Source organism: Kitasatospora sp. NPDC058492 (assembly GCF_042720685.1).
Lineage (GTDB): Bacteria > Actinomycetota > Actinomycetes > Streptomycetales > Streptomycetaceae > Kitasatospora.
Genome location: NZ_JBHXMU010000005.1, coordinates 188644 through 205398 on the forward strand (window position 1 = coordinate 188644; position 16755 = coordinate 205398).

9 protein-coding genes are annotated in these 16755 nt (G+C 72.5%); 4 read left to right on the plus strand and 5 right to left on the minus strand.

Annotated features, from left to right (window positions below; genetic code table 11):
• Positions 1–158 precede the first annotated feature (158 nt).
• The 5 genes from ACFWPI_RS05720 to ACFWPI_RS05740 form a co-directional block, all read right to left on the minus strand.
• Complete coding sequence (locus tag ACFWPI_RS05720) at positions 159–3200, minus strand: alpha-mannosidase (RefSeq protein ID WP_380380197.1); 3042 nt, start codon at positions 3198–3200, stop codon at positions 159–161.
• Positions 3201–3288: 88 nt separating this feature from the next.
• A complete protein-coding gene (locus tag ACFWPI_RS05725; protein ID WP_380339557.1) occupies positions 3289–4557 on the minus strand; it encodes a glycosyl hydrolase in 1269 nt (422 codons plus the stop codon).
• Between the two features lie 82 nt (positions 4558–4639).
• Positions 4640–5530, minus strand: a complete 891-nt coding sequence (locus tag ACFWPI_RS05730) for a carbohydrate ABC transporter permease (RefSeq protein ID WP_380380195.1) — start codon at positions 5528–5530, stop codon at positions 4640–4642.
• A 5-nt stretch (positions 5531–5535) separates the two neighbouring features.
• A complete protein-coding gene (locus tag ACFWPI_RS05735; RefSeq protein WP_380380193.1) occupies positions 5536–6408 on the minus strand; it encodes a carbohydrate ABC transporter permease in 873 nt (290 codons plus the stop codon).
• A 97-nt stretch (positions 6409–6505) separates the two neighbouring features.
• On the minus strand, positions 6506–7795 hold the full coding sequence (locus tag ACFWPI_RS05740) for an ABC transporter substrate-binding protein (protein WP_380380191.1): 1290 nt from the start codon (positions 7793–7795) through the stop codon (positions 6506–6508).
• A 170-nt stretch (positions 7796–7965) separates the two neighbouring features.
• On the opposite strand from ACFWPI_RS05740, the gene ACFWPI_RS05745 reads away from it, so the two are divergent.
• The 4 genes from ACFWPI_RS05745 to ACFWPI_RS05760 all read left to right on the plus strand — a co-directional run bounded on the left by ACFWPI_RS05745 (position 7966) and on the right by ACFWPI_RS05760 (position 16709).
• Entirely contained in the window at positions 7966–9042 is a 1077-nt protein-coding gene (locus tag ACFWPI_RS05745) for a LacI family DNA-binding transcriptional regulator (RefSeq protein WP_380380189.1), read from the plus strand.
• A gap of 225 nt (positions 9043–9267) precedes the next feature.
• Positions 9268–11721, plus strand: coding sequence for a discoidin domain-containing protein (locus ACFWPI_RS05750; protein WP_380380609.1), 2454 nt, complete (start codon positions 9268–9270; stop codon positions 11719–11721).
• 84 nt (positions 11722–11805) lie between these two features.
• Entirely contained in the window at positions 11806–16017 is a 4212-nt protein-coding gene (locus tag ACFWPI_RS05755; protein ID WP_380380611.1) for an NEW3 domain-containing protein, read from the plus strand.
• A complete protein-coding gene (locus ACFWPI_RS05760) occupies positions 16014–16709 on the plus strand; it encodes a hypothetical protein (protein WP_380380613.1) in 696 nt (231 codons plus the stop codon). The genes ACFWPI_RS05755 and ACFWPI_RS05760 overlap by 4 nt, the downstream gene beginning before the upstream one ends.
• Positions 16710–16755 lie beyond the last annotated feature (46 nt).

The window sequence follows — 16755 nt, forward strand, 5'->3', positions numbered from 1 at the left end:
GCGCCGCCCCGGCGGCCGGGCCGGGGCGCCCAACCGCGTAGTGCGGCATGCGGGGCGCGGCGGGCGGGGGTGCGGGGCCCCGAACGGCGGGGCCCTGAACGGCGGGGCCCCGAACGGCAGGGCCCCGCCGTCAGCCGGCCGTGCTCAGCCCGCCGCGCTCAGCCCGCCGCGCTCAGGCGCAGCGTGACCAGCTCGAACGGCCGCAGCGCCAGCCGCACCGCGCCGTCCTCCACGGCCACCTCGCCGCGGGTGCCGTCCCAGGGCCGCTCCAGCAGGTCGCAGGGGACGGCGCCGGCCAGCGGGTAGGAGGTGGTGAGCAGGCCACGGGCACGGCCGCCGCCGGCCTCGTAGACCCGGACGATCAGGTCGCCGCTGCGGTCGTCGGCGAGCTTGACCGCGCTGACCACCAGCGCGTCGTTGTCCAGCTGCACCAGCGGTGCGACCTGCTCGGCGCTGCCGGTGACGCGCCGCTCGGGCAGGCCGATCCGGTAGCCCTCGCGGACGGCGTCGCCGATCGCCGCGCCCGGGACGAGGGCGTGCCGGAAGCGGTGCAGGCCCTGGTCGGTCTTCGGGTCGGGGAAGCGGGGCGCGCGCAGCAGCGAGAAGCGGACGGTGGTGGTGGTGCCGCCGTCGGTGTCGCGCACGGCGCGGGTGACGTCGTGGCCGTAGGTGGAGGCGGTGACGAGGGCGACGCCCCAGCCGGGCTCGTCGAGGTGGACGAAGCGGTGGTTGCAGGCCTCGAACTTGGCGGCGTCCCAGCTGGTGTTGGTGTGGGTGGGCCGGTAGAGGTGGCCGAACTGGGTCTCGGCGGCGTACCGCTCGGTGTGCACGTCCAGCGGGAACGCGGCCTTGAGGAACTTCTCGGTCTCGTGCCAGTCGACCTCGGTGTCGATGTCGAGCCGCTGCTCGCCCGCCCGCAGGGTGAGCGTCTGGACGACGGTGGACGAGCCGAAGGAGCGCGCGACCCGGACCGCGGCCTGGTCGGGGGCGGAGAGCGCCGTCAGCGCGTCCACGGCGGTCAGGTCGGTGACGGTGTTGCGGTAGAACTGGTCGACGTCCCAGGCGTCCCACATGTTGGGGAAGTCCGGGTGCAGTTGGAGCAGGTTGGCCCGGGTGCCGGGGGCGACGCTCTCCCGGCCGCTCGCCACCTCGACCACCGACGCCACCAGGCCGTCGGCGTCCACGACCACGTCCAGCAGCCCGTTGCGCAGCAGGAAGCCGCCCTCGGGCCGCTCGACGACCTCGCAGGCGCCCGCGCCGAACACGGCCGGGGCGGCCCCGCCGGCCGGGACGGCCGAGCGCGGGTGCGGCGCCGAGTTGAACACCAGCTCGCGCCCGCCGGCGGTGTCCCCGGCGAGGGCCTGCTGGGCGCCGTCGATCAGCGAGTCCAGCTCCGCGGCCAGCGCCGCGTACGTCGCCTCGGCCTCGCGGTGCACCCAGGCGATGGAGGAGCCGGGCAGGATGTCGTGGAACTGGTGCAGCAGGACGGTCTTCCAGATCCGGTCCAGCTGCTCGTACGGGTAGGCCGCGCCGGTGCGCAACGACGCAGTGGCGCACCAGAGTTCGGCCTCGCGCAGCAGGTTCTCGCTGCGCCGGTTGCCCTGCTTGGTCTTCGCCTGGCTGGTCAGGGTGGCCCGGTGCAGCTCCAGGTAGAGCTCGCCGACCCAGACCGGCGGGTTCGGGTACTCGGCCTCGGCCTTGGCGAAGAACTCGGCGGGCTTCTCCCAGCGGACGGTGGCCGAGCCCTCCAGGTCCTTCATCCGGCCCGCCTTGGCGACCATCTCGCGGGTGGTGCCGCCGCCGCCGTCGCCCCAGCCGGTCGGGGCGAGCGAGTGCCGGGCCACTCCCTTGTCCTTGAAGTTCCTTGCCGCGTGGGCGATCTCGCTGCCCTTCATGGAGCAGTTGTAGGTGTCCACGGGCGGGAAGTGGGTGAAGATCCTCGTTCCGTCGATGCCCTCCCAGAGGAAGGTGTGGTGCGGGAACTTGTTGATCTGGCTCCACGAGATCTTCTGCGTCAGCAGCCACTTGGAGCCCGCGTTGCGGATGATCTGGGGCAGGCCGCCGGTGAAGCCGAAGGTGTCGGGCAGCCACGCCTCGTGGTTCTCCACCCCGAACTCGTCCAGGAAGAACCGCTTGCCGTGCACGAACTGCCGGGCCATCGCCTCCGAGCTGGGCATGTTGGTGTCGGACTCGACCCACATGCCGCCGGCCGGGACGAACCGGCCCTCCGCCACGGCCTTCTGCACCCGGGCGTACACCTCGGGGCGGTGCTCCTTGATCCAGGCGAACTGCTGCGCCTGGGACATGGTGTAGAGGAAGTCCGGCTCGTCCTCCAGCAGCGCGGTCATGTTGGCGGTGGTGCGCGCCACCTTGCGGACGGTCTCGCGCAGCGGCCAGAGCCAGGCCGAGTCGATGTGCGCGTGGCCGATCGCACTGATCCGGTGCGCGGACGGCACGGCGGGCGCGGCCAGCACCCCGGCGAGCTCCGAACGGGCGGCGGCCGCCGTGCCGTTGACGTCCTGGAGGTCGATCGCGTCGAGCGCCCGCTCGACCGCGCGCAGGACGTCCCAGCGGCGGGCGCCGTCCACCGGCAGCTCGGCCATCAGCTCGCCGAGCACCTCCAGGTCGATCACCAGCTGCCAGACCGTCTCGTCGAAGACGGCGAGGTCCATCCGGGTCAGCTTGTACTGCGGCTGGTCGCCGGCGGTGTCCTTGTCGCCCAACTCGGTGGGCAGGAAGGGGTGGTAGTCCAGGATGACCGGGTTGGAGGCCGCCTCGACGTGCAGCAGGACCTGCTCGCCGCCGGCCGCGGGGGCGGCGATGCGCACCCACTGGTTCTGCGGGTTGAGGCCCTTCACCGGGGTGCCGTCCGGGCGGTAGACCAGGCCCTCGCACTGGAAGCCGGGCATGTTGGCGTCGAAGCCGAGGTCGATCAGCGCCTCGACCGTCCGCCCGGCCCAGGCCTGCGGCACGGTGCCGGTCACGGTGATCCAACTGGTGCCCCACGGCGCGCCCCAGGCGTCGCCGACCGCGATCGGGGTGCGCGGCGCGGCCAGGCCCTCGGCGACCGGGACGGGCTCGCCGGGTGCCGTCCAGATGCCGACCTCCAGCGGGACGGACTCGGGGTAGACGGCCGGGCGGATGCGCTCGTCCAGGACGCGCTTGAGGCGGGACTCGACCAGCGTGCGGTCATCGTGCATGTCAGCGGGCTCCGTTGCGTGACTGAGGGGCGTGACTGAGGGGCGTGAGTGAGGATCGTGGCTGAGGGGTAACGGCTGGGGCGAAGGGTTACAGGGACCGTACGTCGTCCGGGTGGACCACCTCGGTGATCCCGCGCGCGGCCAGGTGGGCCTGGTCCTCGGCGTGCTCGGCGAGGACGGTGGTCGGGCGGGCGCCCGCCTCGGCGAGGCGCATGAACGCCTCGTAGACGGCGCCGCCGGGCCCGCAGACCGAGCGCTTGGGCGCGGTCACCTCGTCCCCGGTGGCCACCACCACGGCGGTGGTGCGCGGCGCGGGCGGCTGCCAGGAGCGGCGCGCCTCGGCGGCGGCCTCGGCCAGCCGGGCGCCGGCCGGCTTGACCGCGCGGTCGGTGGTGAGCAGGCCGAGGCTGTACTCCAGCTCGGGGAAGTCGGCCAGCGAGCGGTCCACGTCGTGCGAGCACCACCAGGTGACGCCCCACACGTCCGGGCAGTCGAGCACGGCCTCGACGGTGGCACCGGTGAACCGGGCGGCGTCCTCGGCGGTGATGTGCGGGGCGGGGGCGCCGACCTCCTGGAGCCAGACCGGGCGGGCCGGGTCGTCCGCCCAGGCCTTGGAGAGCTCGACCAGGTAGGCGGCGTGCTGCGCGGTGGCGGTGGAGTGGGCGCCGTAGCGCTGGGCGGTGCCGTTGAACACCCAGGAGTGCACGGCGGTGGCGGCGCCGATCCGGGCCGAGTGCCAGGGGGTGAACGGGTGTTCGTCCAGGTACCAGGCGGCGTCGTAGGAGGCGTGCAGGTGCATCCGGCCGGGCGCGCCCTGTTCGCAGGCGTCGAGCATCCGGCGCAGCCAGGCGTCGGCCTGTCCGGGGGTGATCCGGTCGGGGTCGGGGTGCGGTTCGCCGGAGAACTGGTTGATCTCGTTGCCGAGCGTCATGCCGAGGAAGTTGGGCCGCTCGTGCAGCGCCTCGGCGAGGGTGCGCAGGTAGGCGGCCTGGCCGTCGAGGACCTCGGGGTCGGTGAAGATGTTGCGCCGGTGCCAGGTCTGGGTCCAGGAGGGCAGGAAGTCGAAGCTCGACAGGTGGCCCTGGAGGCCGTCCACCGCGACGTCCAGGCCGCGTTCGCCGGCCGCGTCCACCAGGGCCGCCAACTGCTCGACGGCGCGCGGGCGGATCAGGGTGCGGTTGGGCTGGAACAGCGGCCAGAGCGGGAAGACCCGGACGTGGTCCAGGCCGAGTGCGGCGATCGAGTCGAAGTCGGCGCGGACGGCGTCGAGGTCGAAGTCGAGCCAGTGGTGGAACCAGCCGGCGCTGGGTGTGTAGTTGACGCCGAAGCGGGGGCGCTGCGGTGCGGGGGTGCTCATGGGCGGGTGATTCCTCAACGGGTTTGGGGCGAGCGGGCGGTGGGGTCAGGAGTCGTCGGACACGTCCTCGGTCGGACCGGGCCTAACCCTTGACGGCTCCCTCCTCGACGCCCTTGAAGAAGAAGCGCTGGCAGACGCCGAACACCACGACGATCGGCAGGAAGGCGATCATGGTGCCGGCCGCGATCAGCCGCGGGTTCGCGGAGAAGGTGCCGTTGAGGTACTGGAGTCCGACGGTGAGGGTGTACTTCTGCGGGTCGTTGAGCACGATCAGTGGCCAGAGGAAGTCGTCCCAGGCGCCGATGAAGGTGAAGATGACGATCACGCTGAGCATGCCGCGCACGTTGGGCAGGCTGATGTGCCAGAGCCGCTGCCACACGGTGGCGCCGTCGACCAGGGCGGCCTGGTCGAGTTCGAGCGGGACGGCGGCGAAGGCGGTGCGCATCAGCAGCACGTTGAGCATGGCGATCGCGCCGGGCAGGGCGACGCCGGTCAGGCTGTCGGCCAGACCGAGGCCGCGCACCAGCACGTACTGGGAGACGATGGTGACCTCGCCGGGGAGCACCAGGGTGGCGAGGAAGAGGCCGAGGACGAGCTTGGCGCCGCGGAAGCGCAGCCGGGCGAGCGCGTAGCCGGCCAGGGTGCAGCCGACCACGTTGCCGGTGATGCAGATGGCGGCGACGATCAGCGAGTTGAGGGCGTAGGTCCAGACCGGGATGGTCTCGGCGACCTTGCCGTAGTTGCCGAAGGTCAGCTGTTCGGGGATGAAGCTCGGGGTGCTGGTGTAGACGTCCTCGTTGGGGCCCTTGAGGGAGGTGGAGAGCTGCCACAGGAACGGCCCGACCACCAGCAGCAGGACGAGCACCAGGAGCAGGTAGCGGCCGGCGGTCTGGGCGGGGGAGGGGGTGTTGAAACCCCGGGATCCCTGGGCGTCTTGAGCGCGGCGGGCGGCCTTCGAACGGGGGGAGGTCACGGGGTTCAGGCCGCCTTCCGGTTCAGGCGCATCAGCAGCAGCATCGGGCCGAGGGTGATGACGAACAGCATCAGGCTGAGCGCGGAGGCGTAGCCGAGGTGTCCGTTGAAGCCGCGGCTGTACATCTGGATCAGCATCACCACCGACATGTCCCGCCCGCCCGGGCCGCCCTGGCCGTGGGAGAGCACGTACAGCTCGGAGAAGACGCGCAGCGCGCTGACCGAGATGAGGACGGAGACCAGCATCATGGTCGGCCGCACCCCGGGCAGGGTGACGTGCCAGAACCGGCGGATCGGGCTGGCGCCGTCGACGGCCGCCGCCTCGTGCAGTTCGCGCGGGACGTTGGCGAGGGCGGACAGGTAGATGACCATGTAGTAGCCGAAGCCCTTCCAGACGGTCAGGGCGATCGCGCTGAACAGCAGCAGCCAGCGGTCGGTGAGGAAGGCGACCGGGGAGTCGGTCATCCCGGACTGCTGGAGCAGGCCGTTGACCAGGCCGCGGTCGTCCAGCACCCAGCCCCAGATCAGCGCCACCACGACGGCGGAGGCGATGACCGGGGTGTAGAAGGCGGTGCGGAAGAAGGTGATGCCGGGGACCTTGCGCTGGACGAGCAGGGCGAGCAGCAGCGGCAGGATGGTCAGCAGGGGCAGGCAGACCAGCATGAAGACGATGCTGTTGAGCAGGGCGTCGGCGAGCTGTTCGTCGTCGAGCAGGCGCCCGTAGTTCTCCAGGCCGGTGAACTGCCCGCCGCCCAGGGGCTTGGCGTTGGTGAAGGACAGGATCACCGTGTTGAAGGCCGGCCAGAGGTTGAAGACGGCCAGCCAGAGTATCGCGGGCCCGGCGAGCAGCCAGGGGGTGAACCAACGCCGGTGGGTCATGCCGTTGCCTTCCTGGGGGTGGTGCGGGTCATTCCCGGGTGCGGCGGGCGGGGGTGGCCCGCCGCTCGACCGGTACGGTCGGGGTGGCGGTCGGCCGTCAGCCCTTGAGCAGCTTGTTGCACTGCTCGACGGCGGAGTCCAGCGCCTGCTTGGAGCTCGCGTCGCCGCTGATGGCCAGCGCGATCTGCTGGTTGATGATGGTGCTCATGGCGTCGTCGACCTGGACGGGCTGGATCAGCTTGGCCTTGGCGAGCGAGTCGAAGGCGACCACCTTGGCGTCGCCGGCGTTGGTGCCGTCGCTCTTGCTGAAGAACGGGTCGTTCGCGGAGGCCTTGGTGGACGGGAAGACGCTGGTCAGGTGGGAGAACGCGGCCTGGTTCTCGGGGCTGGTGACCCAGCGGGCGAGGGCGACGGCGGCGGCAGGGTTCTTGGTGTTCTTCGGGATGGTCAGGCCCTGTACGTACAGTGGCGGGATGCCCATGGTGGGGGAGGAGAGCATCTTCGGGGCCATCGTCGGGTTGTCGGTGGCGAGGCTGGTGATGAAGTTGCCGCCGCCGGTGGTCCAGGCCGCCGTGCCCGCGTTGAAGAGCTTGGAGTTGCCGACGTAGGTGTTGGTCAGCACGTCCTTGGGCAGCAGGCCCTCCTTGAAGGCGTCGCGGTACTTGTCGAGCAGCGCGGCGGCCTCGGGGGTGTTGAAGGTGAAGGACTTGCCGTCGTCGGACATGAGCTTCACGCCGGCGTTGTAGAGGTCGCCGAGGCCCGGCTTGCGGCTCATCAGGTAGGTCTGGCCGCCGGACTTCTCCTTCATCGCCCGGGACTGGGCGATCAGGTCGTCCAGGCTGGCGGGGAGCTTCTTCGGGTCCAGTCCGTTCTTCGTCAGGAGTTCCGAATTCCAGTAGTTCACATCGGTGTTGAGGTACCACGGGTAGCCGAAGGTGCCGTTCAGGCCGGTGTAGCGGTAGGCCTCGACGCCGCCTGCGACGTACTCGTCGGCGAGCTTGGGGTCGGCCTTGAGGACGTCCAGCAGGAGGTCCTTCTTGGCCAGCGGGAAGGCGAAGTCCGGCGGGAGGTTGACCACGTCGGGCAGGCCGCCGGACGCGGCCTGGCTGAGGACCTTGTCGGAGTAGCCCTCGCCGGGCTGGTCGAGCCACTCGACCTCGACGCCGGGGTACTTCTTCTTGAAGCCGTCGAGGACGCCTTGGACGTAGTCGGTGAACTTCGGCTTGAGCGCCCAGGTCTGGATCGAGACCTTGCCCTTGACCTCGCCGGTGGCGGCCGCACTCGCCACGCTGTCGCTGTTCTTGCTTTCGCTGGAGCCGAGTCCGCAGCCGGTGAGTGCGGCCGCGGTGAACGCCGTCGTGGTCAGTGCCGCCCAGATTCTTCGCATGAGGGTCTCCCGGTCCTGGGGGTGGGTGGGGGATCGTGCCGAGCTCGGGGGGTGGTTTTGGGTCACGGGGGTGGTGCCGAGTTCCAGAACCTGTATTACTAAACCGGTCTAGCTATGCCAGGGACTATGCTCCCGCCTAAACTTGGATGTCAAGAGAGGAGTCGGGTTCTGTGGCCAGACCGACGATCGCCGACATCGCGCGCCAGGCCGGTGTCTCCAAGGGCGCGGTGTCCTTCGCGCTCAACGGCCGCCCCGGCGTGAGCGAGGCGACCAGGGCCCGGATCCTGCGGGTCGCCGAGGAGATGAACTGGCGCCCGCACAGCGCCGCGCGGGCCCTCGGCGGAGCCAGGGCCGACGCCGTCGGGTTGGTGATCGCCCGCCCGGCCCGCACCATCGGCGTCGAGCCGTTCTTCAGCCAACTGCTGTCCGGCCTCCAGGCGGTGCTCTCGGCCAGCTCCGTCGCGCTGCACCTGATGGTGGTCGAGGACACCGCCGCCGAGATCGAGGTCTACCGGCGCTGGGCCTCCGAGCACCGGGTCGACGGCTTCATCGTCGTCGACCTCCAGGTCCGCGACCCGCGGCTGCCGGTGCTGGACGAACTCGGCCTGCCCGCCGTCATCCTGGGCGGGCCCGGCAAGGGCGGCGGCCCGCTGCGGATCTGGGCCGACGACCGGGAGGCGATGCTCTCCATCGTCGACTACCTGGCCGCCATCGGGCACCGCCGGATCGCCCACCTCGCCGGGCTGCCGCACTTCCAGCACACCCAGCGGCGGATCCGCGCGCTGCGCGACGCCTCCCGCCGGCTCGGGCTGGAGGAGGCCGTGTCGGTGCCCACCGACTTCAGCGACGCCGAGGGCGCCGCCGCCACCCGCACCCTGCTCTCCCGGCCCCGGCGGCCCACCGCGATCGTCTACGACAGCGACGTGATGGCCGTCGCCGGGCTCGGCGTGGCCGGCGAGATGGGCGTCGCGGTGCCCGCCGAACTGTCCATCGTCTCCTTCGACGACTCGGTGCTGGCCCGGATCGTCCACCCGCCGCTGACCGCGCTCAGCCGGGACACCTTCGCGCTCGGCGAGCAGGTCGCCCGCAGCCTGCTGGCGGCCCTCGACGAGACCGGCTCCGGGCGCGACCTGCAGATGCCCACGCCGCGGCTGACCGTGCGCGAGTCCACCTCGCCGCCGGGGGCCGAGCCACCCGACGGGGTGGTTGCTGCGCGAGTCGTTGACAGCGCTCCTGAACCGGTTTAGGTTCGCTGCGCCGAGCGGCCTCCGCCCGGCGCGCACCCAGGCGTGCACCTAGACCCGCACCCTCCGCAGGCCCGCTCCCCCCGCGGGCCCGCCGCGTCGCCGCTGCGCAGGCCGCAGCGGCGACGCGGTCGCCCCGCCTCCGCGCGCACCGCCACGCCCACATGCACCCGGCCCGTCCACGCCGACGGCCCGCCCCCACCCACCTCCGCTCGATCGGAGCCACGCATGTCACGACGGATACCCCTGCTGCTCAGCGCCGCCCTCGCGGCCGCCGTGCTGGGCGCCGCCCCCGCCGCCCACGCCGGGCCGCAGGCGCCCACCACCCCGACCGCCAGTACGCCCGGCACCCCCGGCACCCAGCCCTACGCCTCGTACTGGTACCCCTCCACCATCCTCAACTGGGACCCGGCCACCGACCCGGACGCCCGCTTCAACCGCTCCAGCGTCCCGCTCCAGCCGCGCACCAGCGACCCCGCCCTCAAGGCCAACCCCAACGCCCGCACCGGCGAAGGGAAGGTCGCCTCCCTGGTCTCCTTCGGGCCCACCTCCAACAACCCCTCCCAGGGCTCCGCCGACCCCAACTACTACGCCTTCGGCTACTGGCAGTACGTCGACAAGCTGGTCTTCTGGGGCGGCTCGGCCGGCGAGGGCCTGATCCTCGCCCCCAACCCGACCGTCATCGACGCCGCCCACCGCAACGGCGTCAAGGTCTACGGCACCGTCTTCTTCCCGCCCGCCGCCTACGGCGGTCAGCTCCAGTGGCTCCGCGACTTCGTCCAGAAGTCCGGCAACAGCTACCCCGTCGCCGACAAGCTCGCCCAGGCCGCCCAGTACTACGGCTTCGACGGCTGGTTCATCAACCAGGAGACCGGCGGCGGGGATTCGTCCCTCGCCACCGAAGTGCGCAACCTCATGCAGTACAGCAAGGCCAAGAGCGGCACCGAGTTCATGTGGTACGACGCCATGACCACCTCCGGCTCGGTCAACTGGCAGAACGCCCTCACCTCCGCCAACTCCCCGTTCCTCCAGGACGGTTCGAAGCGCACCTCGGACTCGATGTTCCTGAACTTCAACTGGAGCTCCGGCGGCCTGAACTCCTCCCGCGCACTGGCCCGGCAACTCGGCCGCAGCGAGTACGACCTCTACTCCGGCATCGACACCGAGGCCAACGGCTACAACACCGGCGTCGACTGGAACTCCCTCTTCCCGGCCGGCCGGCCGCACACCACCTCGCTCGGCCTCTACCGGCCCGAATGGACCTGGAAGTCCGCCACCGACCGGGCCGACTTCTACGCCAAGGACGCCCGCTACTGGGTCGGCGCCAACAACGACCCGTCCAAGGCCAACCCCGCCGACAACTGGCCCGGCCTGGCCGGCTACGTCGCCGAGTCCTCGCCGATCACCGCCAAGCCCTTCGTCACCAACTTCAACACTGGGCAGGGGGACTTCTACAACTCCGTCGGCACCCGGGTCGCCACCGGCGGCTGGAACAACCTGTCCCTCCAGGACGTCCCGCCGACCTACCGGTGGATGGTCGACTCCAGCGGCAGCAAGCTCACCCCGTCCGTCGACTTCACCGACGCCTACCAGGGCGGCTCCTCGCTGCGCCTCACCGGCACCCTGGACGCCGCCAACACCGTGCGGCTGTACGAGACCAAACTGCCCGTCGCCGCGAACACCAAGCTGGACCTGGTGGTCAAGACCCCGGCCGCCGGGCCCACCAAGCTCAAGGCCGCGGTCTCCTTCACCGACGCGCCGAACAGCTTCACCACGATCGACGTCGGCGCCAACTCCGGTACCGGGTGGGAGCGGCACACCCTCGACCTCGCCCCGTACGCGGGCCGCACCATCGCCCAGCTCGCCCTTCGGGCCGACGGCACCGACCCCGCCTACGACGTGCGGATCGGCCAGATCTCCGTCCACGACGGCGAGGTGGGCGCCCCGGCGGGGCCCAGCGGCCTCACCGTCCTCGGCGCGAGCGACGTGACGGCGGGCTCCAGCCAGTCGCTGCGGCTCTCCTGGACGGCCGCGCCCGGCGGCGACGTCCACCACTACGAGGTGTACCGGCGCAACGCCGACGGCAGCCGGACCTTCCTCGGCGCGACCCCCAACGACGCGTACTACGTCGGGCAGCTCGACCGGGCCGGCACCGAGGACGCCACCACCCTCGACGTCGAGGCCGTCTCCACCACCTACGGCCGCTCCACCGCCGCCTCCACCACCGTCGGCTGGACGGGCACGCCGCCCGCGACCGGCGGCAACCTGGCACTGAACCGCCCGGCCACCGCCTCCGGCCAGTGCAACGCCAACGAAGGCCCGGCCAAGGCCGTCAACGGCACCGTCAACGGCGGCACCGGCGACAAGTGGTGCAGCCTGAACAGCTCCAAGTGGCTTGAGGTGGACCTCGGTTCGGCCAAGCAGCTGTCCAAGTTCGTGGTCAAGCACGCGGGCGCGGGCGGCGAGAGCGCGGCCTTCAACACCCGCGACTTCTCGATCCAGGTCCGCTCGAACACCACCGACCCCTGGACGACGGTCGCCGACGTCACCGGCAACACCGCGGGCACCACCACCCACCCGGTGACCAGCACCGCCCGCTACGTCCGGCTGGTCGTCACCAAGCCCACCCAGAACACCGACCCGGCCGCCCGCATCTACGAGTTCGAGGCCTGGGGCCAGTAGCCGGGCACGCCGGCAACTCCCGCCGGGCGCGCGGCAACCGACCCCGCGCCCGGCCCCCGTACCTGCACCGAAAGGACCCTCCCCGTGCCGGTCACCATCACCGCCGTCGAGAACACCGACCTCTTCACCGGTCCCGAGGAAGCCCCGCGCCAACTGCTGCGGGTCACCCTCGACGGCCCGGCCGCCCGGATCACCGTCAGTGGTCCGGGCGTGCGCGGCGAGGCGACCGGCACGGGGCTGGTCGAAGTCCCGCTGGAGCTCACCGGCGCCCCCGAGCCGGGAACCCAACTCCCCGTCACCGTCGAGGCGGAGGGCGCCTGCGTGGACGCCCTGGTGGAGGTCGCCGAACCCGGCTGGACGATGTTCCTGGTCTCGCACTTCCACTACGACCCGGTCTGGTGGAACACCCAGGCCGCCTACACCTCCCCCTGGGAACTGCTCTCCGCCGACGCCACCACCCGGCCCCTCTGGGAGCGCAACGGCTTCGCGCTCGTCGACGCGCACATGGACCTCGCGCTGCGGGACCCGGTGTACAAGTTCGTCCTCGCCGAAGTCGACTACCTCAAGCCGTACTTCGACCAGCACCCCGAGCGCCGCGAGACCCTGCGCACGCTGCTGGAGCGCGGCCAGGTCGAACTCGTCGGCGGCACCTACAACGAGCCCAACACCAACCTCACCGGCGCCGAGACCACCATCCGCAACCTCGTCTACGGCATCGGCTACCAGCGCGACATCCTCGGCGGCGACCCGCAGACCGCCTGGCAGCTCGACGTGTTCGGGCACGACCCGCAGTTCCCCGGCCACCTCGCCGCGGCCGGCCTCACCGGCAGCGCCTGGGCCCGCGGCCCCTTCCACCAGTGGGGCCCGATCCAGAAGAACTTCCGCGAGGCCAAGGACGACGCCCGGGTGATGCAGTTCCCGAGCGAGTTCGAGTGGATCGCCCCCTCCGGCGAGGGCGTGCTCACCCACTACATGCCGCACCACTACTCGGCCGGCTGGTGGATGGACTCCTCCCCGGACCTCGCCACCGCCGAACAGGCCGTCTACGAGCTGTACCGCAAGCTCAAGCCCGTCGGCGCGACCAGGAACCTGCTGCTGCCCGTCGGCACCGACTACACCCCGCCCAACAAGTGGGTCACCGAGATCCACCGCTCCTGGGCCGCCAAGTACCTCTGGCCGCGCTTCGTCTGCGCCACCCCGCGCGACTTCCTCGACGCCGTCCGGGCCGAACTCGCCGCCACCGGCCGCCGGCCCAGCCCGCAGACCCGCGACATGAACCCGGTCTACACCGGCAAGGACGTCTCGTACATCGACACCAAGCAGGCCCAACGGGCCGGCGAGGTCGCCGCCGCCGACGCCGAGAAGCTCGCCACCCTCGCCGCCGTCCACGGCCTCGGGCAGTACCCGACCGCCGCCCTCGACAAGGTCTGGCGCCAACTCGCCTACGGCGCCCACCACGACGCCATCACCGGCTCCGAGTCCGACCAGGTCTACCTCGACCTGCTCGGCGGCTGGCGCGAGGCGCACGACCTCGCGGCCGCCGTCCGGGACGAGGCGCTGGACGCGCTGACCGCGCGGATCTCCACCGCCGGCGTCGGCTCCACCGCCGGCGCAGGGTCGGCCGACTCGGCCGTGGTCGTCACCAACACGCTCTCCTTCGACCGGACCGACCTGGTCGTCGTCCAACTGCCCCCGCGGACCGGGGCGGTACGGGTGCTCGACGACCGGGGCGAGCCCGTGCCGAGCACCGTCGACCGGGGGGCCCTGCGCTTCCTCGCCGCCGACGTCCCCGCGCTCGGCTGGCGCACCTGGCGGCTGGTGGAGGGCCCGGCGGCGGAGCCCTGGACGGCGGCCGAGGGCGTGGTGATCACCAACGACCGCTACCGGGTGAGCGCCGACCCCGTCCGTGGCGGCGGCCTGTCCTCCGTCCACGACCTGCTGCACGACCGGGAGTTGATCCAGGGCGGCCGGATCGGCAACGAACTGCGGGTCTACGAGGAGTACCCGCAGCACCCCGACTTCGGCGAGGGCCCCTGGCACCTGGTGCCCAGCGGGCCGGTGCGCGGCTCCGGCACGGCCCCGGCCGACGTGCGCCGCGAGACCGGCCCGCTCGGCGAGCGGCTGGTGATCGGCGGCACCGTCGACGGGATCCGCTACGAGCAGACCGTCACCCTGTGGCGCGGCCTCGACCGGGTCGACTGCCGGACCAGGGTCGTCGACTACTCCGGCGCCGACCGGCTGCTGCGGCTGCGCTTCCCCGTCGACCTGCCCGGCGCGCTGCCGGTCAGCGAGGTCGCCGGCGCCGTCGTCGGGCGCGGCTTCGCCCTGCCCGACGTCGACTCCGCCGAGGCGCCGTGGACCCTGGACAACCCGGCCAACACCTGGTTCGGCCTCGGCGCCACCGCGCGCGCCGTCCTGTCCGATCCGGCCGGATCGCCGCTGGGGGAGCGGGCGTTGGGCGTCGCCGAGGTGGTCGTCCCGAGCGTGGACGACGCCGCCGACGCCCGCCCGCTGGTGGTCGCCCTCGCCCGGGTCGGCGTCACCGCCACCACCTCCGGCGCCGACTGGGCCCGGTACGGCTGGCTGGACGTCGACTCCAACCTGCCCGACTTCCGGATCGTCCTCGGCGGGCCGGAAGAGAACGACGCCGCCCGGGAGTTGATCGAGCGGGCCGGCGAGGAGTACGCGAGCGTCCTCAAGACGCACGGCGCGGTCTGGGTGCCCGCGCTCACCCCGCTCGCCGAGGTCTGGCAGCCCGGCGCCGACCTGCGGGACCTGCGGGCACTGCCCGCGCTGGTCGTCACGGACGTCGCCGCGCTGGTCGCGGACCTCGCCGACGCCCGGATCGGCGCCGTCTGCCCGTCCGAAATCGTGGACCAACTCGCCGACCACACCGTCGCGTTGCTCAGCTTCGGCCTGCCGGGCTTCGCGGTCGACACCACCGGAGCCCTGCACCTCTCGCTGATGCGCTCCTGCACCGGCTGGCCCTCCGGCGTCTGGATCGACCCGCCCCGGCGGACCCTGCCCGACGGCGCATCCTTCCAACTCCAGCACTGGACCCACGAGTTCAGTTACGCACTGGTCGGCGGACCGGGCGACTGGCGGAGCCAGACCCTGCCCGCCCAGGGCCAGGAGTTCAACCACCCGCTCTACGCCCGGATCGCGCCGCCGCAGAACGGCCCGCTGCCGGCCACCCTCTCCTGGCTGCGGATCGAACCGCAGCGCGAAGTCCTGCTCGGCGCGCTCAAGCCCGCCGGCAACCCGATCGCGCACGGATCGGCGGCGGCAGTCGGGCGCGAACTCGCCGTCCGGCTGGTCGAGTCGACCGGCCTCGGGCGCACGGCGGAACTCGGCGGCGCACTCGGGCTGAGCCACCTGCGGCCCGCCGACCTGCTGGAACGCCCCCTCGGCGAGGCCACCGAACGCGTCGACCTCGCCGGCTCGCAGATCGCCACCCTGCTCGCCGCCCCGGGCGTCGCCGCCGAACCCGGCGGCCCGGTCCTCGGCCCGGTCGCCGAACCCGCGCAGCCCGTCCACGCCCGCTACTGGCTGCACAACCGGGGCCCGGCGCCGCTCGGCTACCTGCCGGTCTCCGTCGGCGCCTCGCCCGGCCTGCTGCGGACGGACGGCGCGGCGGTCGAACTCTCCGTCGCCCTGTCCTCGCAACTGCGCGACGCGGCGGTCGAGGGCACGGCCGTCGTCCTGCCGCCCGAGGGCTGGCAGACCAGCCTCGGCAGCCGCCCCTACCGGCTGGAGCCCGGCGGCCACCTGCGCTTCCCGGTCACCCTCACCCCGCCCGCCGAAGCGCCGCCCGGCCTGCACTTCGCCGCCGTCCGGATCGTGCACGACGGCCAGGAGATCGAGGACGTCGTGACCATCGCCGTCGGCGACCTCCCCGGCCTGCTGCCCGTCCCCGGCGACACCCCCGAGGACTGGACGATCGCCCAGGGCACCAAGGCCACCACCGGCCGCGACACCGGCCTGGACGTCGCCGTCTCCGAGGAGACCCTGCGCGTCACCCCGGGCGGCCGCACCACCCTCGGCCTCACCCTCACCAACCGCACCCGCGGCGAGATCCGCGGCGAACTCCAACTCGTCTCCCCCTGGGGCACCTGGGAGGCCATCGCCGACCCGGTCCGCGGCTTCACCGTGGCGGCCGGATCGTCCTCGACCGTGGACTTCGAGATCGCCGCCCCCGAATCCACCGACCCCGGCGCGTACTGGGCGCTGGCCAAGGTGATGTGGTTCGGCCGCTGCCAGTACGCCCCGACCGTCGCCCTGGAGGTGGAGGCATGACCCTCGGTCTGCTCGACGGCCGGCCGCTCCCGCGCACCGCCCTCGACCACCGCCTCGCCGCCCTCCGCACCGGCCCGCGTTCCACCGCCCTGCCCCAGCCCGGCAGTTCGGAGGACCGCCAGCTCACCCGCTGGGTCGCCCAGGTGCTGCTGACCGAGGCGCTGTGCGAGGCGGTCGCCACCGAGCGCGACCTGCCCGTACGGTCCACCGGACCGGCTCGCCTGGACCAGCAGGCCGCCGTCGAACTCGGCTCCATCACCGCCGCCGCCTACGAGGGCAGCGCAGCCGTCCGGGCCGTCTACGCGGCGGTCACCGCCGACGTCGAACCCTCCGCCGCCGACGTCGCCCACTACCGCACCCTGACCACCCGCCCGCCGTCGTCCGTCTGGCACCTCGCCCTGCCCGACGGCGAGTTGGAGGCCGACCCCGACACCCTGCCCGCCGCCCTCGCCGAAGCCCTCCGCGAGGCCCCGCCCGGCACCTGGGTCACCGCCGGCCCCTGGACGGCCGCCCTCCTCGCCGTCCGTACCACCCCGGAGGAGCGCGACCCCACCGCCGACCTGACCGAAGCCGCCCGCCGCGCCGCCTTCGTCCGCTGGCTCGACCACGAGCGCGCCCAACGCCTCACCCTCGTCGAGGGATTGGAGCACCCCGGCGACCCGGCCCAACCCGACAACCACCACCGCCACTGAGGCGCCGCCCCCTCCGCCGATCTCGACGGTGGCCCCGTCGAGGTCG